The following is a 20,709-nucleotide window of genomic DNA, read 5'->3' on the forward strand; positions in this document are numbered from 1 at the left end:
GTTTTCTCTCTGAAACGTGTACCAATATTAACTTGAGGCAGCAGGCTTGAGTCTCTATATGCTCAATATGAGCATAATGACGACGCAGGCACGACCGATGACGACGCTCCTGGCGAACCCACGAGACACCCTTTTCCAGCCCGTTGCCGGAGTGATGGCGCGGCAGGACTGGGACAGGCTTTACGCGGATGACATCGAAGCGATCCTGCGTCTGAAGCGTGAGAAAAATGCCGTTATTCTCGCGCATAATTACCAGACGCCGGAAATCTTCCACTGTGTCTCGGATATTCGCGGAGACAGTCTGGCTCTGGCGCGCGAGGCCTGTGATCTGGACGCGGATATCATTGTGATGGCGGGCGTTCACTTCATGGCGGAAACGGCAAAACTTCTGAATCCCGCGAAGAAAGTTCTGATCCCGGATGCGCATGCAGGATGCTCTCTGGCCGAAGGCATTACAGCCGACAATGTCCGGGCGCTGCGGGCGGCATGGCCCGGTGTTCCGGTCGTGACTTATGTGAACAGCACGGCGGCGGTGAAGGCTGAAACTGATATCTGCTGCACATCCGGCAACGCAAAGAAAGTCGTTGAAAGTCTTGGTGTGCCGCGCGTCATCATGATACCGGACGAGTTTCTGGCAAGAAATATCGAGGCGGAGACGGGTATCGAAATGATTACCTGGCCAGCGCATTGCGAGGTGCACGAACGCTTCACTCCAGCGGAAATCCGCCAGTATCGTCGCATTCATCCGGGTGTTGTTGTCATAGCCCATCCGGAATGTGCTCCGGACGTGGTTGCCGAAGCCGATTTTTCCGGTTCGACAGCGCAGATGATCGACTGGGTCGCCCAGAGGAAACCCGAAAAAGTGCTTCTGGTAACTGAGTGTTCCATGAGCGACAATCTTTCGCTCTTATACCCGGACACACGATTTGTGCGTCCATGTAATCTCTGCCCGCATATGAAGCGCATTACCCTGGCCGGGATCAGACGGTCTCTTGAAACATTACAGACCGAAGTCACAATCCCTGTTGAGTTTCAGGCCCCTGCACGCCGCGCGGTCGAGCGGATGCTGGCCGTATAGCGACTTCCCGCTGTCAAGATTTTTCCTCAGAAATCAGGGTGATATCATGAGTGCAGCCTATCTTCCCCCGATCATGTGGGAACCAATGGTCCGGAGCGCCCTGCTGGAGGATTTCGGGATTGGCGGTGATGTCACCACGGAAGCGCTGGGACGGTCAGAGGTTCTTATGACCGCTGTTTTCCGTGCAAGAACAGCAGGTGTCGTCGCAGGACTTCCCGGTGCCGCCATGGCTTTTTCCCTGCTTGACCCATCAGTGCAGTTCCATGTTGCTGCTGAGGACGGACGACGTGTGGAGGAAGGGGAGATCATTGCAAAGGTGAGTGGTCCGGCCCGCGCCATTCTGGGTGGCGAGAGGACAGCGCTGAATCTGTTGTGTCATCTGAGTGGGATCGCTTCCACTACGCGCATCATTGCCGATGCCGTGCAGGACACAAAAGCCCGAGTCTGCTGCACGCGAAAGACGCTGCCCGGTTTGCGTGCTTTTCAGAAATACGCAGTTCTGGCTGGAGGGGGTTCCAACCACCGTTATCGTCTTGATGACGCCATTCTGATCAAGGACAACCATATTGCGCTTTGTGGCGGCAGTATCGCCGCCGCTCTCGGCGCAGCCCGTCAGAGAGCCGGGCATCTGATGAAGATCGAACTTGAAGTCGATACTCTTGAACAGCTTGAAACAGCGCTTGAGCATGGAGGAGCGGATGCTTTCCTGCTCGACAACATGAGCCCGGCGCAGTTGCGGGAGGCTGTCAAGCTGATTGGAGGTCGGGCGATTGCGGAAGCATCTGGCGGCATCAGACCTGATACAGCAAAGGTTATTGCGGAGACTGGTGTTGATGTCCTGTCTCTGGGCTGGCTGACGCAAACAGTCGCCGCTCTGGATATCGGGCTGGACGTCGCGTAGGCCTCTCAAATGGATGTCGAAGCATTAAGTGTGCTGAATGGTAAATTTGAAGCGCGCGGTCTGATGAGCGCCCTGCGTTGCCACGCTCGACAGGCTGGCATGGGATGAGCCTGTGAGGGCGGTCAAAACACGATCTGCCGCACACGTCATGAAAGCGGCTGCCTATGAAACAGCCCTGCTTCACAGGCGCAAACGTCAAGCTAACCGTTGCGTCCTGTCAGTCCCGTTCGTCTGCGTAAGGGTTTTTAGTTCCCCGTAATTGCAGGCGGATCGGTACGCCGCTCAGACCGAAAGTGTCACGCAGCCCGTTCACCAGATAACGACGATAGTCATCAGGCAGTTGTTCCGCACGAGTGCCAAATATCAGGAAAGTCGGCGGGCGGCTTTTGACCTGCGTGATGTAACGCAGTTTCAGACGTCTGCCCTGAACCAGTGGTGGTGCATGGCGCTCCAGCATTGTGTCAAACCAGCGGTTGAGTTCGCCGGTCGGAACGCGACTGTTCCAGATTTCGGCGGCATGTCGGACAGCAGGGAGCAGTTTCTGCACACCCGCGCCCGTCTTGCCTGAGAATGAGACAACCTCGATCCCCTTCATCTGGGCCAGCGAGGTCTGGATACGATCGTAGATCGCCTGACGTGTCGCGGTGCGATCTTCCACCGCGTCCCATTTGTTCAGCGCCAGAACACAGGCCCGGCCTTCACGCTCGATCAGGCGGGCGATCTGGAGATCCTGCTCGTGCAGTCCAAGCGTGGCGTCGATGACCAGAACGACGACCTCGGCGCGTTTGAGCGCCTCGATCGTTGCGGAGGTGGACATCTTTTCCAGATGCTCTTCAACCCTCGCCTTTTTCCGCAGACCAGCCGTATCGACAATCTGCACTTCGCCATGATCGTCACGCAGCAGAACGGCAATCGAGTCACGGGTCAGACCGGGTTCCGGGCCGGTGATCATGCGCTCCTCGCCGAGAAGACGGTTCATCAGGGTTGATTTACCGGCATTCGGGCGACCAACGAAGGCGATCTTCAGAATACCAGGTTCGGCGGACTCATCCTCGATGAAGACAGCGTCTTCAGCAAACTCTTCAGGAATTTCGTCAATTTCACCTGTAAGAGCAGCGAAACTAACCGTCTCTTCGACCGGAGCTTTAGGCTTCGTTTTCTTTTTGACAGGTTTCTCGTCCACAACAGGCGGCAGGATACCTTGTGGCAGGGCTTCGACAATTTCCGTCATCAGATCGGAAATGCCTTCTCCATGCTCTGCGGAAATGCCGATCGGCGTACCCAGTCCCAGAGCGAAGGCTTCCATTGCGGAGGCCGCTCCGGCGCGGCCTTCGGCCTTGTTGGCGATCAGCAGGACCTTCCGGTTCTGACGACGCAGCCATGTGGCGAAATGCTGGTCGGCCGGCGTGATTCCGGCGCGGGCATCCACACAGAACAGAATCAGGTCTGCCTGCTGCACGGCCAGGGCGGAAGAATGCTGCATCCGGCCAAACAGCGAATCAGGAGCCGCTTCCTCCAGACCCGCCGTGTCGATCAGACGGATCGTGCGACCACGCATCAGCGCTTCGCCTTCCTTGCGGTCGCGCGTGACGCCGGGAAAGTCAGCTACCAGCGCGTTCCGTCGTCCGGTCAGACGGTTATAAAGGGTGGATTTCCCGACATTAGGCCGTCCGGCGATCACCACTGTTGGCAATGTGCTGGCGGGAAGAGGGGCTTCCGGCCGCAGGGATTGCCATTGTTGTCCGCGCTTTCCGGACTTTCCGCGTGGGCGTTCAGCCATAGGAGTTGAGGTCGCCTCGGTTGTCGATAATCAGCATTTGTCCGTCAGAGAATATGGGCTCGACCGTAGTCGGCGCGGGAAGAGAGTCGATGGAAAGAATTTTTCCTGTCACGGGATCGAGCGAAACGATGCCGTTTTCAGGCAGCGTACTGACGCAGAGCAGTTTACCGTTTGCCAGAACGGGGCCTGTCCAGGCGACACCATCTTTCTGGGCATTGACCCGTCTGTACTGGCGCAACTGGCTGATCCAGCGGACCTGACCGGTGATACGATCGAGACAGGCCACCTGTCCATCCAGAGTGATGAGATACAGCCAGTCCTGAACGACAAGAAGGGGAGAGGCTCCGGAGATGCCCCGCTCCCACAGACGCCGACCTGAGCGCATGTCGAAGGCGACGAGGGAGGCCGAGACGCTCATGACGTAGGCGGTGCCATTCTGAATGGCGGGCAGGCTGCGGATGCAGGAAAAATCACCAGCGGACGCCATGCCGTTGCCGGCACCCAGCGTATCACTCCACACGACCTCGCCGCTTTCCTCGCGCAGGGCGACAATATCGCCGGATCCGAAGCCTGCCAGCACAATGCCGTCCACGACTGCGGGGGCAGGCGCGCCGAACATGACTGTGGGAGCCATGCTGGCGGCGTATGTCCAGAGCTGGTGTCCGGATGTCGCGTCGAGAGCAAAGAGGCGAGCGTCGATTGTGCTGAAGAAAACACGGTTTTTTTCGATGGTCGGAGCCGAGCGTCCCGGAGTGCCGACGTTCACACGCCATTTCACCTTGCCGGTTTCGACTTCAACGGCGACTGTTTCCGCAATGCCGTCAACGATATAGAGCGTATCGCCATTCACGCCCAGACCGCCGCCCAGATTGCTGGACTTCATCCGGTGCGGTTTGGGATTGAACGTCCAGAGATGGCGCATGTCGGGCCAGGTGAAGGCCCTTACATTGCCGGTGGAGTCGAGCGTGAAGATGCGGCCTGCCTGAATGACGGGAGAGGCCTGCAAAATGCTCTGTCCGTTTGAGCCGAGGGCGACCAGCGCCAGCAGGTCGGGCTCGGAGGTGCTGGAGCCGATGGAACGGGTCCAGCGGCGCTTCAGGCCTCCCCATGCGTAGTTTGCCCCGACATGGCTGGGAATGCGTCCGCTGATGGGCCAGTCGGTCGTCGTTATCGGTGCCGGAATGGTGATTGGCGCAAGGGCGTCCTTGCTTCTGGTGACAGTGAGGCCGCCATGGGCGGGCATCACGGGCACGCGGTGACCAACGGCAAGAGGCTTTTTATCATCTTCAAACAGGTGGCAGCCTCCAAGCGGCACAATGGCGGCTCCGGTCAGCAGTTTAGCAAGAAAACCGCGGCGGCTGTCAGAAGGAGGCTGGTGCATGAAAAGCTCTCGGCAGACGGAGTAGAAAGGAAGAAATAACGATCCTGATCCCCGGGGGCTTACCCCTGTTGGTCGAGGGTTTGCAGCATGCCCCCGGCACGCATCCGTACGCCGTTGGGCGCATTGAAATCCTGCTGCAGGCGGGTCAGGCGCTCGCGGGCTGCTTTGACGTCGCCCGCACGCAGGTCGAGTGTCGCCAGCTGTTCGCTGGCAAGAGCCGCAAAAGGCTTGCTTTCAGCGGAGAGCAGGGAAAGCCGCGAACGGATGGTCGCAATATCGCCCGTATCAATCTGCCACTGGCACCACAGAAGCGTGGCCATGTGCCGCAGTGTCGCGTCCAGCTTTGTGTTCTGCTGAATGCTGTCCCAGATCCTGAGGGCGTCTTGGGTCTTGCCGTGCGTGGCGTCAGAAGAAGCTTCACGGAGTTGCGCCAGTGTCGCCAGACCTGCGGGAGGGGCGTTTCCGATTTCCGCCAGGGTTGTCAGGGCTTTCTGCTGGGCTGGCGTGAGAGGAAGACTGGTGCCCGCGACAGAACTGTCCGAACCCAGATCGTGCAGCGCATGCATGTAGGTAGCGGACTTTGCAAGAGCATCCTTATGGAGGCTGGAGAGGTGATATTCCCAACCACCGATCCCTGCGCCGATGAGGATAAGACCGGCAAGACCAAGTCCCGCGAATCGACGCGCATTTTTGCGGAGGCGTTCCATCCGCATGGCGTCATCCACTTCCCTGAAAATATCGTCAGACACGGGACCCTACTCTCTCCTTTCGATCAGATCGGGATGATTCATGATTTCCACGGGAAATCGCGGCATATCATCATCACAACCTCAAGAACTGACCGGACAATAGCCGGGAGGTAGCGTGGCGGCAAACCTGTTCATGCAACCGATCCTGCGGGCTGAAACCGGAGAGGCCGACAATCAGGTTCAGGGAGAGATGCGGTAAGCCTTTATTCACCGGATTGGGAGCACAATGGGCTTATGCACAGCACGCGCCTTTTTGTCCTCTGTCTTCTTCCGATGCTTGCCGGATGTTCTGTCCCGCAGATCGGTTCATTCGCCATGGGGCGATCATGCAGCACCACAGAACTGATGAAGGGGACGGGCTGGTGTTCGCCTCCTGAAACGCCACCGCCGCCCCAGCCTTATTGCACGCAGGGCTGGAGTGGTGTGGACTGCTGGAGCAGGCCGGATCTCATGCCGAACGTCGCGCGGTCTGTGGCGGAAGGCCCCGCTGGCCTCACTTCCGAACAGAATGCCGTGCGCCTGAACAAACCCTATTCAAATACGCCCCCTTCGAATCAGTACAGCTACTGAGCCAATCATTCATCGAAGCATTGCTCGACGGCATCTTTCTCCACTCCTGACAGGGTGGCAGGAGACCAGCGAGGCGCGTTGTCCTTGTCGATCACTCTCGCTCTTACACCCTCGGAGAAATCGGGGCGTGAGATCATGTGAAGCACAAGACGTGTTTCGAGAGCAAAGGCGTCGTCGCGTGAGGTGATGGCGGTGTGGAGCTTCTGTTGCATCCGCCATGTGACATGGAGTGAAAACGGGCAGACGCTGCGCAAAGTCGCCAGATCAGTTGTGGCCCATTCCTGATCCGCTGCTTCCAGGCGCGAGAGCAGCACAGGCAGCCCTTCCTGCGGTCCCAGATGCTCCACATCATAAAGAGCGCTGATCATCTTGGGAAAAGCGTCCGCGCACAGGTCAGGGGACGACGTTGTGTAGCGGCTCAGAATGATCTCTTCTGGCGCAGTATCGTTGAGCAATGCGGTTTTCAGCGCTTCCAGCTTCGACGAAGACACAAAATAATCGGCAAAACCCATAGCGACAGCCTGAGCGCCGTTCATTCGGTCTCCGGTGAGGGCCAGACGCAGGCCATAAGGGCGCGGAGCCTGTGCCAGAAGCCATGAACCACCGGCATCAGGTGTCAGCCCGATCAGATTTTCCGGCATGGCGAAGACCGAACGCTCCGTGGCCACCCGGTAGCGGGCATGAGCGCCAAGCCCGATGCCGCCGCCCATTGTGATACCGTCCATGAGGGTGATGACCGGCTTGGGATAATGGGCGATCATCAGCATGGCCTGATAGGGGATAGTCATGTGCCTGTGAGCGGCTTCTGGTCCATCCTGCAGGATGGTTTTGTAGAGGGACTTGATGTCGCCTCCCGCGCAGAAGGCCTTGCTGGAAGAAGAATCGACGAGGATTCTCCCGATGGAGGGATCGGCACGCCACTGATCGAGGGTATCCATGATCTCTTCAGCCATGGCGCGATCAACCGCATTGAGATTTTTGGGCCTGTCGAGTGTAATATGGCCGACATGTCCGTGGCGGCTGCACCGAACGGCGCCTGTGGTGTCCTGCATACGGTAAGCCCTGTTACCAGCGTTTCTGAAGGGGTCGCATTCATTGAGAGTTTATCTCTGGTTGCGACACTGCATTTAATCGTTATGGGATAGGCTGTATGAAGGGGTCACGACTGCACGACTGCGTGAGAGAAGGGAAGAAATTTGAGCGTTGACGGAACACTCTTCCGGGAGGCCATGGCGCGTCTCGGTGCCGCTGTGACGGTTGTGACCACAGGAACCCTGGCTGAACCGGTTGGATTTACAGCCTCTGCCGTGTGTTCGGTAACGGATGACCCTCCGACTCTTCTCGTCTGTCTCAAGCGCGCGAGCCGTGTGCGGGAGGCTTTCCACGAAGGCGGTCCGATGTGCGTCAATGTTCTGGCATCCGCCCAGCAGCATCTGTCTGATCGATTCGCCGGTTCTCTCACCGCGCTGGAACGCTTTGCAGTCGGGCACTGGACGACACTGGAGACGGGGGCTCCGTCCCTTGAAGAGGCGGTATCGTCCCTTGACTGTCGTATTGAACGCATTGTTGAAGTCGGTACCCACAGTGTGCTGTTCGGCCAGGTGCAGGCTGTCAGAATGGGAAGCCCTGTTCCTGCGCTCGTTTACTTCAACCGGGCATATCATCATCTGCCACACAACTGATCCGTTTTCCCGCCCGGAACACTCTGTTTTCAACGAAAGACCATGTCATGGCGACCTGTCGTCCCAAAAACGAAGTGCCTGTCATCACCGTTCGCGGTCTTCTGATCGCTCACGTCTTCCTTGCCGTGTTCGTCGGGCTGATGGCCTGGCTTGACTGGTCGCTGCCCAACTGAGTGCAGTGCCGGTGGACCTGTTGTCGGGTCCACCGGCATGGTTCAGTCGGTCGGTGGCAGGATCTCCCTTACGATTTCCGCAGGACGGCATACACGCACCCCAAGAGGAGTCACCACTACCGGTCGGTTGAGCAGGATCGGATTGGCTGAAAGTGCGTCGAGAATCTGCTCTTCCGTCGCGTCATCCTCTGTCAGTTTGAGTTCTGTCGCCAGAGGTTCCTTGGTCCGGAGCAGGCCCTTTGCTCCCGTGGGCAGACGATTTGCGAGATCAAGCAGGGTGTCGCGATCTGGTGGAGTCTTCAGATAATCGACGACATTCAGATCCGGAGCTTCGTTCCTGAGAATGTCCAGGACCTTGCGAGATGTACCGCAGCGCGGGTTGTGGTATAGAGTGGCTTGCATTGGCCGTTTCCGCTCATAATGAAAAATGAAAACATATCGGTCATCGATACGGCTTGCCCAGCCTGTCTCGCCAGCCAGACGCAGGGTTTCTGCAGACTGAAGCAGAATTCCCTTGCCAGTCCCTGATTGTCGGTTTGGTATGTCGGAAGAAGGGGCTGAGTGCTCCGGTTTCCTGATGGGAGAAAGAGTATGTCTATTGGTACTGTGAAATGGTTCAACGGGACCAAGGGTTATGGTTTCATCAAACCAGATGATTCCGATAAGGATGTGTTTGTACATATCACAGCGGTTCAGGCTGCCGGATGGCAGGGACTGGCCGACGGTGAGCGTCTCAGCTTCGATCTGACGGAAGATCGCGGCAAGGCGTCCGCAACAAATCTCAAGAAAATCTGAAGTGTTCTGTAAGGAACACTGTCTGCTGAACTGAAGAGGGAAATCTCCACAGGATTCTGGCTGGTCCAGAGTGATCTGTGGGGAGAAATGTTGGATGGCCCGTTTTCGATACTTGACATGCGGGTTGCTGCCCGGAGCCTCCCGAACGATTGCAGTCTGTGCGCTTGTGGGGCTTCTGGGCGCGTCCTTGTCGGCTCATGCTTCCGACAGCGTGGAACAGAGCTTTGCCTCATCAGGTAATGTGCATGTTCTGGGACGATTTTATGACGCCCAGCCTTCCGGTATTGTTCATCTTGCCGATGGTCGGTTCGTCCTGTCCTTCCCCACCAGCGCGCAGAGGCATCCCGGGCCGGTGCTGGCTGTCTGGAAGGGCGGTTCGAAACTTCAGCCGTTTCCTGATGCCGCAACCCAGAAAGAGCTGATATCCCCTCTGGGCATGACGGTGGATGCTCACGGCAGGGTATGGGTGATTGATGAGGGGATTGCTGCAGGTCAGACGGAGCCACAAACTCCTGCAATCATTCTTGTTGACCCCGGTACCAATCGTATTGTCCGGCGTTTTTCACTGTCTTCACCAGTCGTCCGGCCTGACAGTCATATCAATGATATTCGTGTAGATCTGACGCATGGAAAGGAAGGGACTGCCTTTGTTTCCGACACGTCCCAGACGACCCATCCGGCCTTGATCGTGCTGGATATAGCAAGCGGTCAGGCAAGGCGGATTCTGGCTGATGACGCAAGTGTCAGCGCAGCGCCGGGTCATGTCATGGAAGTGGATGGAAATCTGTTCCGCTATAACCCGGATCATCCACAAATGCCGCAGGGTGGAGTGAACGGAATTGGCCTTAGTGTGGATTCCTCACGGTTATTCTGGGCGCCTTTTTCTTCGCGACGCCTGTATAGCGCGCCAACAGCAATAATGTCCGATCCATCGGCCAGTGAAGTCGATCTCAGGCAGGCTGTTCGTGATGAAGGGGAGGTTGGTGTTGTTGATGGCATTTTTACAGCCCCGGACGACAGTCTTTATATGGCTGATGAGGAAAGGCACGGTGTTGTTCGCCGGTCTCCAGATGGAAACCTGAGTCTTGTTGCCCATGATCCTCGCCTGATCAGTCCGGATAGTCTTGCGTCAGGAGAACAGACCAAGCAGTCAGTTAGCAGTCTGATCATGACCGTCGGTCAGTGGGCCAGATTGCCTGTTTTTCATGATGGTCATGATATGCAGAAACGCCCTTACTTGATCGTAAGGATTGATTTGAAAAAATAGAGAATTTCAGACCTGACATGCGATATGTCACTGTCAGGATTGAAATGGTAATATCCGTCGAAAATGTTTGTCTTGTGAATGAGGTTTCGATGAAGATTATGCTGAAAATTTATTATTTTACAGGATGGTGTCTATCTTTGTCGCAATGTTGAAAAAACAGAACTTACAATAATGTGGCATTGATAGGCATAATGTCACGCATTGGTCGGCGCATGGTGTCTGCCGTTTCATCAGAGATGAGAGTGAATATACCTGAGATTTATTGTTTCTTTTTCTGAGTGTTGCGGAGTGTTCTGTAATTACCGATGTGAATGATAGCGATATGCGTTCAATCACCTGAAATCTGGTCAGGAACATTTTGACCTGTCAGTAGGGCGAGGGTAGTCAGTCAGGTTGTGAGATGAGTGAGTGTGACTATGAAGGACTCTGGAAGGATCTGGATTGTCTGAAGCCGCTTGTCGATCCGTAGAGAAAGGTTGGAGAAATACTTCAGTGATAGCAGGCAGTTTTTAAAACCCGGCTTGAGATGAAGATGTTCTCATAACCTGATTAAACGACTTCGGACCGGGGCAACTGCATGTAATTTTCGGCCGTTTCATCGTAATCTCAATCAACTGGGCTATGCAGAGAACAGATAAAATTTCTCTCTGGTGGACCGGACACAAGACAGCTTTTTGATCATTTGAGATCGTTTTCTCTTGATCAGGCTGAGATGTTACTGACCTTCTCAGGATAAGTATTTTCTTTTTCTTCTATGCGAGATCTGATGATTTTTGCAGGAACTCCCGCAACGACAGTCCACGCAGGAACGTTTGTGGTGACAACAGCTCCGGCTGCCACAATAGAATGATCCCCGATAGTCACGCCATCTACAATTGAAACATTGGCTCCAATCCAGCAATCATCGCCAATGACGACACCATTCACCACACAGGGTTGCAGGCGCATTTGCTCTTTCGGCGATGTTCCGTGATTGAAACCAAAGATATGGACGTTATTGGCTATCATTGTATCGCTGCCAATTTTGACCGGGCCTGCAATATGGCAGTTTGCTCCGATACCGCTTCCACTGCCGATCACGACATGTCCTCTGACAATGCAGCCACCACTGATAAAGCTGCTGTCACCGACTGAAATGGTATTGGTGTACACATGCGATGTCGGAGAGATGTAGCAATCCTTACCGAAAGTGGCTCCCGACATACTCTTGAGAACACTCTGGTAGGCAGGTTGAATCATTTTTTGTATTTTTGTTTTTTTTTCGAAATATTCCCAGGAAAGATAAGATTGTCTGAATATTTTTTGACGTATTTTGAAAGCGAATCGGAATATCATTTGTGTACCCCTAAGATAAATATCCGAAAAAACACATCAGCAACGGGGGATTGGAGAGCGGCTAAACCTACCCTCAAAATACCGACTTTTTAACGATATGGAAGACATTTTCTTCCTTTGATAAAAATGAAATCCGTTTCTTTTCTTATATTTTTAGTGAAAATTACAACGCATTCTCTTTAAGGATTGTTTTTTGTATATTTGAATTTTTGAATGAAATAGTAATCCAGTTGTTTCTCATCATATCGTATGCCGATGAACGATCCGGCTTCTCTAAAGCTAAAAAATTAAAATAATGTTTCTACATCATGACAGATACTGACTGATAAATTTTTGTTCAGAATGTGCCGTCCAGACGATTTTAAGAAAATCCTAAATAAGCTGTGAGATATTCATCTCATGAACCCAATTTTCGGATGTTGGATTGTCGGAGGATGCTTTGCCTTAAGCCTCTCGGTCTCTGTGGCTCACGCGGCGTCGGACATATCATGCGACAAGGCAGCTTCTCTTGTCGAACACAGCCTTGATATTCCACAAGGGCTGCTTGTCGCGATTGCCCGGGTCGAAAGCAATAACCGGCCTCTTGCGGTCAATGTAAACGGTCTGGCCATTTCCTTCTCCCGTCCCGAACTGGCTGTCGATGCTGTCAGAACGATGTTGAAATCTCATGCTTTCGGCCCACGGCCGCGTGTTGATATCGGATGTTTCCAGATCAATCTGGGGTGGCATTCCGATGCCTTTCCGTCCATCGAAGCAGGCTTTGATCCTGTGACCAATGGGTTGGCGGCTGGCCTTTTCCTGCGGGAGATTCATGCGAAGACGGGAAACTGGCACGAGGCGGTCGCCCGTTACCATACCCTCCTCTCACAGGGCGGTAACCGGTACGCACAAGCTGTGTTTCGGAAATATGAAGGTAGTTCCGGTCAGAATGCTACGGGATATTACACACCCCCAGAGGGAGAGACTTCCCAGCTACAGCACGACGGCCGTAACTGGGTCAAAACAGCCTCGGGTTACGGAATCACCGTGTTTGAGCCGGATGTCGGGCAGTGAACGTTATTCGGCATCTTTCCGGCACGATCGCATGACCCGCGTGTAAAGCACGGGCAGACAAGCAGCGTCAGTGCAGTTGAGGAAACTAGAGAGACCCTGGAGCTGTTTCCCCACGGGCATAAGAGGCGCTCGCTTCAGTCAGAGCTGCCTGGTAGCCTTGAGAGCCGCATCGAGCTGAGCCCGCTGCTGATAGGCTTCATGCAGACAGTAGCCTGATAGCGGACCAGTCCGTCTTCGGCCCGCACGCCGCATGCCGGGACGGACCCGGACTTCCAGCACCTTTCCGCTTCCGGCGGGGCGAATATGCACAACCTGCGTCTGATCCGGCGCAACGCGGGTCATGACCGGCGGTGTGGCTGTCAGGGCGCCAGTGCGGCCCATCGTTGTGGGAGGCCCTTCGTTGGTTGCTGTGGCATCATCCAGATGCACGGTATCGGAAACGGGTGTCGCCTCTTCCACGCAGGCTGATCCGGAGAGCGTCACATCAGAAAGTCCGGATGAAAAACCGGCCAGCAGGGGAGAGACAAGGAAATATCGTTTCAAGACGATATTTCCATAGGAGGTGGCTGAACAACAGACATGGATGTGATGATCCGGACCGGGAAAGAACGAGATATTACCCCGTTCTGCAAAGCTTCTGATGCAGCTTTTTTCCTCTGCCCAGTGAAGGTTTGGCGATCACATATCGGTTGTCATGAGGATGTGAAGGATCAGAGCCAGATGAAATGACTCGAGGCAGGCTCCCGTTTTCTGAAAAGGAAAATCAGCAGCAATGACGCGGACGATAGCTGCCGAGGCGATCCACGACGGCGAGTTGAACAGTCTGCCGGGTTTCGTCAACGGATGTAAAGACGTGGGTGCGCGCCCGTCGCTCGATATCAATACTGTCTTCAAACTGAGAGGATGATGGAGCGGTCTCACGGATCAGGTCCGTTATTGTCATGCCGGAATGAACGGCAAAACGGGCAACGCGAAAAGCGAGGCTGTTTATGACGGTTTCAGATTCCATGCGTCCGAAGGCGCTTTTGTGGAGCATCAGGCGTTTTTTTGCGTCGGCATAAAGCGTGACGACATGGCGCTCGCAGCAGGCGTGGAAATGACGCTGGTGCCACAATCGGGTCTGTTCGTGCTCCGCCTGCGCGAGAGAGGCGTCGCGTGCGGCCTCCCGGTCACCACTCTCGCGCGCATTCACTGCGCGTGCCGCCAGCCATGCTCCCGCGAAATCAGAATAGGCTCCGTTGTGCCAGAGCGACGAGCCGTCAGGCGTTTCGGAACCGACACGAAAGCGGCGCTGTCCGTCTACACCATAGAGCACATGGGACAGGTCCGGTTCAGGGTCATGGCCGACAACCAGCACGTCTGAAGGGCTGCCGGGGTGAAGATAACGCTGGGTGGTGAAGACATCATAGAGCGCATCATCGTCGTATGAATGCCGTAGATGTTCTTTCACATGCCCAAGGAAGCGGGGCGCCTGCATTTCCAGAATGCTGCGCGGGCAGAAATCGAAGCTCCACCAGCGGGACATCTTGACCAGATTGAACGCGAGAGCGTCTCGGAGAGGAAGAAGCAATTCCGGTTTGGTCCCATGCTCGCAGAGAAACTGCACATCGCGAAACCGGGCGATCAGTTTGTTGATCTGGCCTACAAATGGCTGCGCAAGATCAAGATAGGAGAGAAGCTGCTCTGGGCGCGAGCGTTCGAGGTGCCATTCAGCAGTGAATTCCGTTGCGGTGTTCATGGAGGGGGAACCTTATTCGCATGCAGGATTTTCACCAGGGTATTGCAATTAATAATTGTTCGCAACTATAGAATGTGAAGGATATTATTAAGAGAATGTCATTTCCCCTTTTGCACACTTGGGCCTGCCGAGATGGTCCTGAAATTCAGCGGTGAATAAGGGCGTTCGGCGACTGAAGAGAAGGCATAAAAAAAGGAGGCTTATTCGGCCTCCTTTGTATGTGAGAAAGGGTGATCTCACTTATGGCTTTTATGCCTGGGTGCGTGACGATGGCGGAACATCGGATGGAAACGCCGTGGCGCACGATAATTCTGCTCAATTGTGCCAACATCCTCAGGAGCTTCTGCAACTTCCGAGCCAGCATCTGCGGCGACAGTCATCCGTTCTGCCGAGGCGGTCAAGACGGCAGAGCTCCCTTCGCTGCGAGGATAGATGAAACCGAATGTCGGATAGATGGACCCGAAAGATCCTTTCTCCCTGTTCAGTTCAACGCGGACAGCGGACCAGTCATTGTCGGGTGAAACATCAACGACCCGGACATGACGGCTGATGCCGCTCTGTCCCCAATGAGACTGATCAATGGTGATGACGCGGCTGTTGAGGGCTCCGGTCACGACGGCTACGTGGCCGAGCGGCATGCGACGGATCGGGCGGAAATTAAGGACGCTTCCGACTTCCGGAGCAAAACCACGGGCGTAGCGCCCGGCTGCGTTATACCACCAGTCGCCAGCATTGCCGCGGAGTTCAATAGCGGATTCTGCTTTGGCGAAAGCTACACACTGAATGACATGGCTGCTGTAATGGTTCTGCCGGACCCAGCGTCCGTAATACGCGGGCGCATAGTGGGTATGGTAACCATGGTCCGCAACATTGAAAGAAATGCTGTGCACATGACGGTTGGCCATTTTGTGGCCAACGTGACGTGTGCGTGCCTGACCGGCGGAAGGAAGCAGTGCATTGGTGGCTGCAACTGTGAGGGTCGCCATGACAAGGCGACGAAAGCCAGAAGTCCTCAGCAGATCCATAATGCGCAGCCCTCAAATTTCTCTTTCATCGTGCGTAGCAAGGCTGCTTTGCATCTGACAAGGGGCGAAGGAGAACTTACTGACCTTAAAAGCCAGATCCTATCAATTTCATAAAATGAATAACGGAACATAGGATTTAAATCCTATACTCTCTAAGTAAAAGTCATTTTTCGCCATATTTCAGATCGCTAAATGTATTTATTATGTATTAATATCGCAACACCCTAAAAAAATTTGACGGTGATTCGCGTGAAACCGGATCGCTGGCTATCAGACCGGAGGCGACCAGCCATATGTGGGCTGGACCGTCTGAAGGGGTGGTCAATATCTGGAAGAAGCGAAGCTTTTGGGCAGGAAACTGCTCTGGTCCAGATGCAGCCGGAGATATGCGGTCTATCAGCGACGGCTGGAGACCGGGTGACAGGCAGTCAGCGTTTTGAGAAAATGCTTCAGCCGTAGCTGTGATTGAGAAACCACCTGGAAAACCGTTCCAGGCCGATCTCGAGTGACGTGGTGGGGTGCCAGTCGATCAGTTGCTGGATCTGCTCAAGGGATGCCCAGGTGCATTCGACATCAGCGGTCGGCCGGGGAGTCAGTCTGATGTCTGCGGTCCGCCCCAGAAAATTTTCCAGCAGACTGATGAGACGTGACACCGGTTCGGGAACATTGCTTCCAATGTTCAGGATGCGCGCCTGACCGGAAGGCGGCAGGTCTGTGACAGCGCAGATTGCATCGACAGCATCATCAATAAAGGTGAAATCCCGCGCGAGTGCTGTGCCTTCATATAATGTGACCGGACGTCCTTCCATTATAGCCTTGGCGAAGAGGTAATAGGCCATGTCAGGTCGCCCCCAAGGACCGTAGACCGTGAAAAAACGAAGTCCTGTCAGGGGGAGTTGATGAAGATGCTGATAGCACTCCGCTGTCAGTTCGGCGGACCGCTTCGAGACAGCGTAAAATGAGCCGGGCTGGTCCACGCGATCTGTTTCACGGAATGGCAACGCCGTATTGCGACCGTAAACAGAAGACGATGAGGCGTATATGATGTGTCGTAGGGCCGGAAGCCGCCGGGCAAATTCAAGAATGGCGACCTGTCCCCGGACATTGGCGTCAACGAACTCAAACGGCATCATGACGGAATGGCGTACACCGGCCTGCGCGGCAAAGTGGAGAACTTCGGTGATGGAGCGCCGTTCGGATGCCGTGAAAGCGGCCAGAATATCATCGCGGGCAATGTCGAGTTTTCGAAACGTGAAGTTTGGAAACGCAGCAAGCTGGGCAAGGCGTGCGTCCTTGAGGGCGGTATCGTAATAACGGTTGAGATTATCAATTCCGACAACCTGTTTCCCGGACACAAGCTGACGCAGGCAGGTGCTGAAGCCAATAAAACCGGCAGCTCCCGTGACAAGGACTGTCACAGCATGCTCCTGTCGAGCCTGATGCGTGCCGGATTGGTCATAGGCTCAGTGAGATTTCTTTGCCGACGCCGGGCGAGCCATCTTCGCATCCAGCGAGGCGGAAGAGACACGATCTCCTACGGTAATACCCATCTTCGCCGTAATCCCGCCCTGTAGTTCAAGGGTCGCCACAGCCGGACCATGGCTGCTGATGTGCGCCAGACTCTGCGGGACGGCATTTTCAGCAATGGACTGGATACGTCCATCATTGCCGATGAAAACGATGTCGAGCGGGATGAGAGTATTCTCCATCCACATGTCGCTCTGCTGCGGTGCGCTCCAGAGGAACACCATGCCCTGATCAGCGGGCAGTGTCGTGCGGAACATCTCGCCAACCTGCTGCTCACGCAGGGTCGTCGCTTTTTCAACCGTGAACTCGTGTTTTCCGGATGCGGAGGTGATGGTCAGCGTCTCTTTCGGAAGCGGAGGCTGGGCAGCGGTGGGGGCGCCGGATGCGGCATCGTCGGCGTGAGCCGGCAGGGTCAGGGAAAGTCCGCCTGAAGCAAGCGCAAGGGACAGGAAGAGAGTGCCAAACGTCTGACGGTTCACCGATGATGCGCCTCTGCTGATCGTTCCGAAGAACGGCTGGAAAAGAAAATAGGGAATCAGGGAAAATAAAATCTTACTGGAGGAACTGGTTGTTCATCCGCTCAGCACCGATCTTCGTGGGAGCGCCATGCCCCGGCACGACGACAACCTCATCTCCAAGGGGGAGAAGTTTCTCGCGGATCGCAGAGACCAGTTGACGGCTGTCGCCATAGGCGAAATCCGTCCGCCCGATCGTGCCGCGAAACAGCGTGTCTCCAGCGAACAGCATCTGCTCTTTCGCATCAAAAAACACGACATGACCCGGAGTGTGACCCGGGACGTGCAGCACCTGATAGCGGTGACCGAGAAGGTCGAACGCGTCGCCGTCCGAGGTATAACGGTCGGGGCTGACACTGTGCAGGTTCGCCAGACCAAAATGACGGGCCTGCTCCTCCACCGAGGTCAGCAGGAATTCGTCATGAGTGGTAGGACCGATCACTTCAGGAACCTCATCCTGTGTGTCGGCCAGAAGTGTCCTGAGCGCCACCGTGCCACCGACATGATCCAGATGACCATGCGTCAGAAGAATGGCGTCCACGGTCAGTCCGGCCTCGCGGATACGGGCGTGGATACGATCGGCATCCCCACCCGGATCAACGACGAGAGCCCGGTGCGTCATCGGATCCCAGACCAGTGAACAGTTCTGATGGAATGGCGTAACAGGGTGCCGTTCTGTGATCAGACGTCCTGTGTCACTCATCAAATGCTCCTTGGTTTAGTCTGGGAAAAGCTTACGCAGGATTTCAGGCGGTTTTCCAGCCTGTTTCCGGAATGTCAAAATGGGAGACCAGATCAGCAACCGGAATGTTGATCAGATCCTTGTCGATCGACTTGATCAGCTTCGCCTGAGTCGGTTTGGCAAGGTGCTCACGGATGACGTGCAGAACCTTGGCCGGAGCCGCCAGCACGAAACCATCCGGCTTGCTGCCGCCATGAAGCTGATCGTTCATCCATGTGGCGACGCGCTTGCCGAATTCCTGCTTGTGGTGGTCGGCGACAGAAAAATCACCGCGACCATTGTCTGAAGAACCTGCGATTTCGGCTGCCGCGAAGTGAGAGACTTCGTGCATGTGGCCGTCCTTATGCTGAAGGATGCGGGCTTTGCCGCCATCGGCAACGATATAAATGACTTGTCCGTCGAAGCTGTTCGGCATCGTATGTGCTCCATGATTGGCACGTTTTTGTCCGAAAGTGCGGGGCATGCCCATCAGGCACACCGGGATTCGGATCTCGGCGCAAAGATAGAGCCCTGATCGGGGTTCGGGGCAACCCCCCTTTCTGTCAGCGCCGCCCTGCCACACGGATGAGGTGAAGAAACGCCTCGTTCATTGTATAGTGCGGAATATGTCCAGCTCTACTCTTTCCTCCAGACTGTCCTGTCCTTTCGCTCTGGCGCAGGAGTGGCTCGCACAGGGCAGGGCCGTCGCTTTCGCCACGGTCGTGGGGACCGGAGGGCGCTCGCCCCGGCCTCTTGGCAGCATTATGGTCATGGATGACAGCGGACGTGTCGAGGGCTCCGTCAGTGGTGGCTGTGTCGAGGCGGACGTCATGTCTATCGCCAGAGAGGTGATGGCCGGCGCATCGCCTTGTGTCCGCAGTTATGGTGGGGAGGAGGTCGGGCTCTGGTCGGTTGGACTGGCCTGTGGCGGCCGTCTGGATGTGTTTGTCGAGGCGGTGCGGTCACCGCTTTCTCCAGAAGGCACATTTCCCGCCGCACTGCTCCCGTGGATTATCGATCGGCGCACGAAAGGGCAATCTCTGGCCATCGGTATGGCTCTCGACGGTTCACGCCACGTCCTGCTGGACGGTAGGGGGATGCCTGTCTGTCCGGACGGTGAGATTCCGCCCGCGATTACGGAGATCATGACAGCACGGGTCACCTCCGGAGAGGCTGGGGCGGTCAGTCCCGCGTTGACGCCCGACTGGTTTGTGCAACTGCTGGCGCCCGCGCCCCGGCTGCTGATCGTGGGAGCGGTTCATATTGCTCAGGTTCTGGCGGCGATGGCGATGAGCGCCGGTTATAATGTCATCATCATTGATCCCCGTACCAGCCTTGCGACCCCGGACCGTTTTCCCGGAGTCAGGCTGGTGGATGACTGGCCCGATGACGCCCTTGCGGCTGCGGGACCGGACCGGATGACCGCGATTGTCACGTTGACCCATGACAGCAAGCTCGATGATCCGGCTCTTGTGGAGGCGCTGAAAGGTCCGGCGTTTTATATCGGAGCGTTGGGATCTCGGGGAACGCACGCCTCGCGTCTGGCGCGGTTGCGGGAAGCGGGCGTGGAGGAAGAGGCCCTGCGACGGATACGCGGGCCGGTGGGACTGCCGATAGGCGCTGTTGATGTGGAAGAGATCGCAATCTCCATCATGGCGGATATCGTCGCCGTGCGTCGGGCAGCGCCGCTTTCCATGGGAATCAGTTGGTGGTCGCCGCGTAAGGTGAAGGCATGATGGAGTCCGCTCCGGTTGTTGCCGTGGTGCTGGCGGCTGGCCGATCGTCGCGATCCGGGGGACAGCACAAGTTGCTGGCCAGAGATGCGGACGGCCGGACAATGCTCGCCCGCACGCTTGCCGGGCTCTGCGCCAGCCAGGTGTCCGCCCTCTGTGTCGTTCTGCCGCCTTTGGCGCGTGATGTCACAGACGCTCTTCAGGCAGTTGTGCGGGAGAGCGGTTGCGGCAAACAGATCGACATCCGCATTTCGACTGCGGCGGATGAGGGACTTGCGGCTTCCCTGAAGGTCGGCGTTGCATGGGCTGAGGAGCAGCAGGCCACGGGATGCCTCGTCAGTCTTGGTGACATGCCGCTGGTGGGGAGTGGAGTCATTGACGCACTGATTGGCTGTTTTCTGGCGGGAAACGCTGATGTGGTTTTGCCGGAATGGCAGGGGCGGGTGGGCAATCCGGTGTTGTGGAGAGCCGGGTGTTTTGCCTCTCTGATGGCGTTGGCTGGAGACAGGGGCGGGAAGGCGTTGCTGTCTGATCCTTCTCTTGTGAAAGCTAGGGTTTTGGGCGCACCCTCCATTCTGGTGGACTTCGACACACATGCTTCCCTGCAGAAATTTGCGCAAATGCGGGCGGCGGAAACCTCCTGAAGATCTGCTTGCCGCACAGGGGCCTCTGATTAAAAATCATTG

At 55.9% G+C, this 20,709-nt stretch carries 23 protein-coding genes; 10 read left to right on the forward strand and 13 right to left on the reverse strand.

Annotated features, from left to right (window positions below):
* Positions 1-97: 97 nt before the first annotated feature.
* Positions 98-1,078, forward strand: a complete 981-nt coding sequence (gene nadA / locus A0U92_RS06095; protein ID WP_077814282.1) for a quinolinate synthase NadA — start codon at positions 98-100, stop codon at positions 1,076-1,078.
* Positions 1,079-1,124: 46 nt separating this feature from the next.
* Positions 1,125-1,979, forward strand: coding sequence for a carboxylating nicotinate-nucleotide diphosphorylase (gene nadC / locus A0U92_RS06100; RefSeq protein ID WP_077812452.1), 855 nt, complete (start codon positions 1,125-1,127; stop codon positions 1,977-1,979).
* A gap of 217 nt (positions 1,980-2,196) precedes the next feature.
* Here nadC and der read toward each other — a convergent pair whose 3' ends face one another.
* The 3 genes from der to A0U92_RS06115 are packed head-to-tail and all read right to left on the reverse strand — an operon-like array spanning position 2,197 to position 5,889.
* Positions 2,197-3,759, reverse strand: a complete 1,563-nt coding sequence (gene der / locus A0U92_RS06105) for a ribosome biogenesis GTPase Der (protein WP_236748293.1) — start codon at positions 3,757-3,759, stop codon at positions 2,197-2,199.
* Entirely contained in the window at positions 3,752-5,140 is a 1,389-nt protein-coding gene (locus A0U92_RS06110) for a PQQ-binding-like beta-propeller repeat protein (protein WP_077812453.1), read from the reverse strand. Before A0U92_RS06110 ends, der begins: the two co-directional genes overlap by 8 nt.
* 59 nt (positions 5,141-5,199) lie before the next feature.
* Positions 5,200-5,889, reverse strand: a complete 690-nt coding sequence (locus A0U92_RS06115; RefSeq protein WP_077812454.1) for a hypothetical protein — start codon at positions 5,887-5,889, stop codon at positions 5,200-5,202.
* A 234-nt stretch (positions 5,890-6,123) separates the two neighbouring features.
* Here A0U92_RS06115 and A0U92_RS06120 point away from each other — a divergent pair, with 234 nt between their 5' ends.
* Positions 6,124-6,459, forward strand: a complete 336-nt coding sequence (locus A0U92_RS06120) for a hypothetical protein (RefSeq protein WP_077812455.1) — start codon at positions 6,124-6,126, stop codon at positions 6,457-6,459.
* Positions 6,460-6,464: 5 nt separating this feature from the next.
* On the opposite strand, the gene A0U92_RS06125 is transcribed toward A0U92_RS06120, so the two are convergent.
* Positions 6,465-7,511, reverse strand: a complete 1,047-nt coding sequence (locus A0U92_RS06125; protein WP_077812456.1) for an enoyl-CoA hydratase/isomerase family protein — start codon at positions 7,509-7,511, stop codon at positions 6,465-6,467.
* A 177-nt stretch (positions 7,512-7,688) separates the two neighbouring features.
* Between A0U92_RS06125 and A0U92_RS06130 the strand changes: the two genes are divergently transcribed.
* Together A0U92_RS06130 and A0U92_RS18430 are read left to right on the forward strand one after the other, a co-directional pair.
* Positions 7,689-8,141, forward strand: a complete 453-nt coding sequence (locus tag A0U92_RS06130; RefSeq protein WP_149026534.1) for a flavin reductase — start codon at positions 7,689-7,691, stop codon at positions 8,139-8,141.
* Between the two features lie 47 nt (positions 8,142-8,188).
* Positions 8,189-8,314 (forward strand): hypothetical protein, encoded by a 126-nt coding sequence (locus A0U92_RS18430; protein ID WP_257788159.1) that lies wholly within the window; start codon positions 8,189-8,191, stop codon positions 8,312-8,314.
* 42 nt (positions 8,315-8,356) lie between these two features.
* Here A0U92_RS18430 and arsC read toward each other — a convergent pair whose 3' ends face one another.
* Positions 8,357-8,716 carry an arsenate reductase (glutaredoxin) gene (gene arsC / locus A0U92_RS06135; protein ID WP_077812458.1) on the reverse strand — a complete coding sequence of 120 codons (360 nt, stop codon included), beginning with the start codon at positions 8,714-8,716 and terminating at the stop codon, positions 8,357-8,359.
* A 189-nt stretch (positions 8,717-8,905) separates the two neighbouring features.
* On the opposite strand from arsC, the gene A0U92_RS06140 reads away from it, so the two are divergent.
* On the forward strand, positions 8,906-9,109 hold the full coding sequence (locus tag A0U92_RS06140; protein ID WP_077812459.1) for a cold-shock protein: 204 nt from the start codon (positions 8,906-8,908) through the stop codon (positions 9,107-9,109).
* A gap of 94 nt (positions 9,110-9,203) precedes the next feature.
* Positions 9,204-10,376 (forward strand): L-dopachrome tautomerase-related protein, encoded by a 1,173-nt coding sequence (locus tag A0U92_RS06145; RefSeq protein ID WP_077812460.1) that lies wholly within the window; start codon positions 9,204-9,206, stop codon positions 10,374-10,376.
* 702 nt (positions 10,377-11,078) lie between these two features.
* Here the strand turns inward: A0U92_RS06145 and A0U92_RS06150 are convergent.
* A complete protein-coding gene (locus A0U92_RS06150) occupies positions 11,079-11,711 on the reverse strand; it encodes an acyltransferase (protein WP_077812461.1) in 633 nt (210 codons plus the stop codon).
* A 462-nt stretch (positions 11,712-12,173) separates the two neighbouring features.
* Here A0U92_RS06150 and A0U92_RS06155 point away from each other — a divergent pair, with 462 nt between their 5' ends.
* Positions 12,174-12,764: a transglycosylase SLT domain-containing protein gene (locus A0U92_RS06155; RefSeq protein ID WP_236748294.1), complete on the forward strand. Its 591-nt coding sequence runs from the start codon at positions 12,174-12,176 to the stop codon at positions 12,762-12,764.
* 138 nt (positions 12,765-12,902) lie between these two features.
* Here A0U92_RS06155 and A0U92_RS06160 read toward each other — a convergent pair whose 3' ends face one another.
* The 7 genes from A0U92_RS06160 to A0U92_RS06190 form a co-directional block, all read right to left on the reverse strand.
* The gene (locus A0U92_RS06160) at positions 12,903-13,307 is read right to left on the reverse strand and encodes a hypothetical protein (protein WP_077812463.1); all 405 of its coding nucleotides are present in this window, start codon (positions 13,305-13,307) and stop codon (positions 12,903-12,905) included.
* A gap of 220 nt (positions 13,308-13,527) precedes the next feature.
* Positions 13,528-14,502 carry a hypothetical protein gene (locus tag A0U92_RS06165; protein WP_077812464.1) on the reverse strand — a complete coding sequence of 325 codons (975 nt, stop codon included), beginning with the start codon at positions 14,500-14,502 and terminating at the stop codon, positions 13,528-13,530.
* Positions 14,503-14,738: 236 nt separating this feature from the next.
* A complete protein-coding gene (locus A0U92_RS06170) occupies positions 14,739-15,488 on the reverse strand; it encodes a CHAP domain-containing protein (protein ID WP_408736102.1) in 750 nt (249 codons plus the stop codon).
* Between the two features lie 488 nt (positions 15,489-15,976).
* Positions 15,977-16,945 (reverse strand): NAD-dependent epimerase/dehydratase family protein, encoded by a 969-nt coding sequence (locus tag A0U92_RS06175; protein WP_077812466.1) that lies wholly within the window; start codon positions 16,943-16,945, stop codon positions 15,977-15,979.
* Between the two features lie 45 nt (positions 16,946-16,990).
* Positions 16,991-17,533, reverse strand: a complete 543-nt coding sequence (locus A0U92_RS06180) for a DUF192 domain-containing protein (RefSeq protein ID WP_077812467.1) — start codon at positions 17,531-17,533, stop codon at positions 16,991-16,993.
* A 73-nt stretch (positions 17,534-17,606) separates the two neighbouring features.
* Entirely contained in the window at positions 17,607-18,272 is a 666-nt protein-coding gene (locus A0U92_RS06185) for an MBL fold metallo-hydrolase (RefSeq protein WP_077812468.1), read from the reverse strand.
* 43 nt (positions 18,273-18,315) lie between these two features.
* Positions 18,316-18,726 carry a host attachment protein gene (locus tag A0U92_RS06190; RefSeq protein ID WP_077814284.1) on the reverse strand — a complete coding sequence of 137 codons (411 nt, stop codon included), beginning with the start codon at positions 18,724-18,726 and terminating at the stop codon, positions 18,316-18,318.
* 190 nt (positions 18,727-18,916) lie between these two features.
* Here A0U92_RS06190 and A0U92_RS06195 point away from each other — a divergent pair, with 190 nt between their 5' ends.
* Both A0U92_RS06195 and A0U92_RS06200 read left to right on the forward strand, forming a co-directional pair.
* Positions 18,917-20,026, forward strand: coding sequence for an XdhC family protein (locus A0U92_RS06195; RefSeq protein WP_077812469.1), 1,110 nt, complete (start codon positions 18,917-18,919; stop codon positions 20,024-20,026).
* On the forward strand, positions 20,023-20,667 hold the full coding sequence (locus tag A0U92_RS06200) for a nucleotidyltransferase family protein (RefSeq protein WP_077812470.1): 645 nt from the start codon (positions 20,023-20,025) through the stop codon (positions 20,665-20,667). The genes A0U92_RS06195 and A0U92_RS06200 overlap by 4 nt, the downstream gene beginning before the upstream one ends.
* The last annotated feature ends 42 nt before the right edge of the window (positions 20,668-20,709 follow it).

It is taken from the genome of Acetobacter aceti, assembly GCF_002005445.1.
In the GTDB taxonomy this organism is placed as follows: Bacteria; Pseudomonadota; Alphaproteobacteria; order Acetobacterales; family Acetobacteraceae; genus Acetobacter; species Acetobacter aceti_B.

Bases quoted from the DNA above. Each gene is read 5' to 3' on its own strand.
- nadA (WP_077814282.1), top strand. From the start codon at position 98: ATGACGACGCTCCTGGCGAACCCACGAGACACCCTTTTCCAGCCCGTT.
- nadC (WP_077812452.1), top strand. From the start codon at position 1,125: ATGAGTGCAGCCTATCTTCCCCCGATCATGTGGGAACCAATGGTCCGG.
- der (WP_236748293.1), bottom strand. From the start codon at position 3,759: ATGGCTGAACGCCCACGCGGAAAGTCCGGAAAGCGCGGACAACAATGG.
- A0U92_RS06110 (WP_077812453.1), bottom strand. From the start codon at position 5,140: ATGCACCAGCCTCCTTCTGACAGCCGCCGCGGTTTTCTTGCTAAACTG.
- A0U92_RS06120 (WP_077812455.1), top strand. From the start codon at position 6,124: ATGCACAGCACGCGCCTTTTTGTCCTCTGTCTTCTTCCGATGCTTGCC.
- A0U92_RS06125 (WP_077812456.1), bottom strand. From the start codon at position 7,511: ATGCAGGACACCACAGGCGCCGTTCGGTGCAGCCGCCACGGACATGTC.
- A0U92_RS06130 (WP_149026534.1), top strand. From the start codon at position 7,689: ATGGCGCGTCTCGGTGCCGCTGTGACGGTTGTGACCACAGGAACCCTG.
- A0U92_RS18430 (WP_257788159.1), top strand. From the start codon at position 8,189: ATGGCGACCTGTCGTCCCAAAAACGAAGTGCCTGTCATCACCGTTCGC.
- arsC (WP_077812458.1), bottom strand. From the start codon at position 8,716: ATGCAAGCCACTCTATACCACAACCCGCGCTGCGGTACATCTCGCAAG.
- A0U92_RS06140 (WP_077812459.1), top strand. From the start codon at position 8,906: ATGTCTATTGGTACTGTGAAATGGTTCAACGGGACCAAGGGTTATGGT.
- A0U92_RS06145 (WP_077812460.1), top strand. From the start codon at position 9,204: ATGGCCCGTTTTCGATACTTGACATGCGGGTTGCTGCCCGGAGCCTCC.
- A0U92_RS06150 (WP_077812461.1), bottom strand. From the start codon at position 11,711: ATGATATTCCGATTCGCTTTCAAAATACGTCAAAAAATATTCAGACAA.
- A0U92_RS06165 (WP_077812464.1), bottom strand. From the start codon at position 14,502: ATGAACACCGCAACGGAATTCACTGCTGAATGGCACCTCGAACGCTCG.
- A0U92_RS06170 (WP_408736102.1), bottom strand. From the start codon at position 15,488: ATGGCGACCCTCACAGTTGCAGCCACCAATGCACTGCTTCCTTCCGCC.
- A0U92_RS06185 (WP_077812468.1), bottom strand. From the start codon at position 18,272: ATGAGTGACACAGGACGTCTGATCACAGAACGGCACCCTGTTACGCCA.
- A0U92_RS06190 (WP_077814284.1), bottom strand. From the start codon at position 18,726: ATGCCGAACAGCTTCGACGGACAAGTCATTTATATCGTTGCCGATGGC.
- A0U92_RS06195 (WP_077812469.1), top strand. From the start codon at position 18,917: ATGTCCAGCTCTACTCTTTCCTCCAGACTGTCCTGTCCTTTCGCTCTG.
- A0U92_RS06200 (WP_077812470.1), top strand. From the start codon at position 20,023: ATGATGGAGTCCGCTCCGGTTGTTGCCGTGGTGCTGGCGGCTGGCCGA.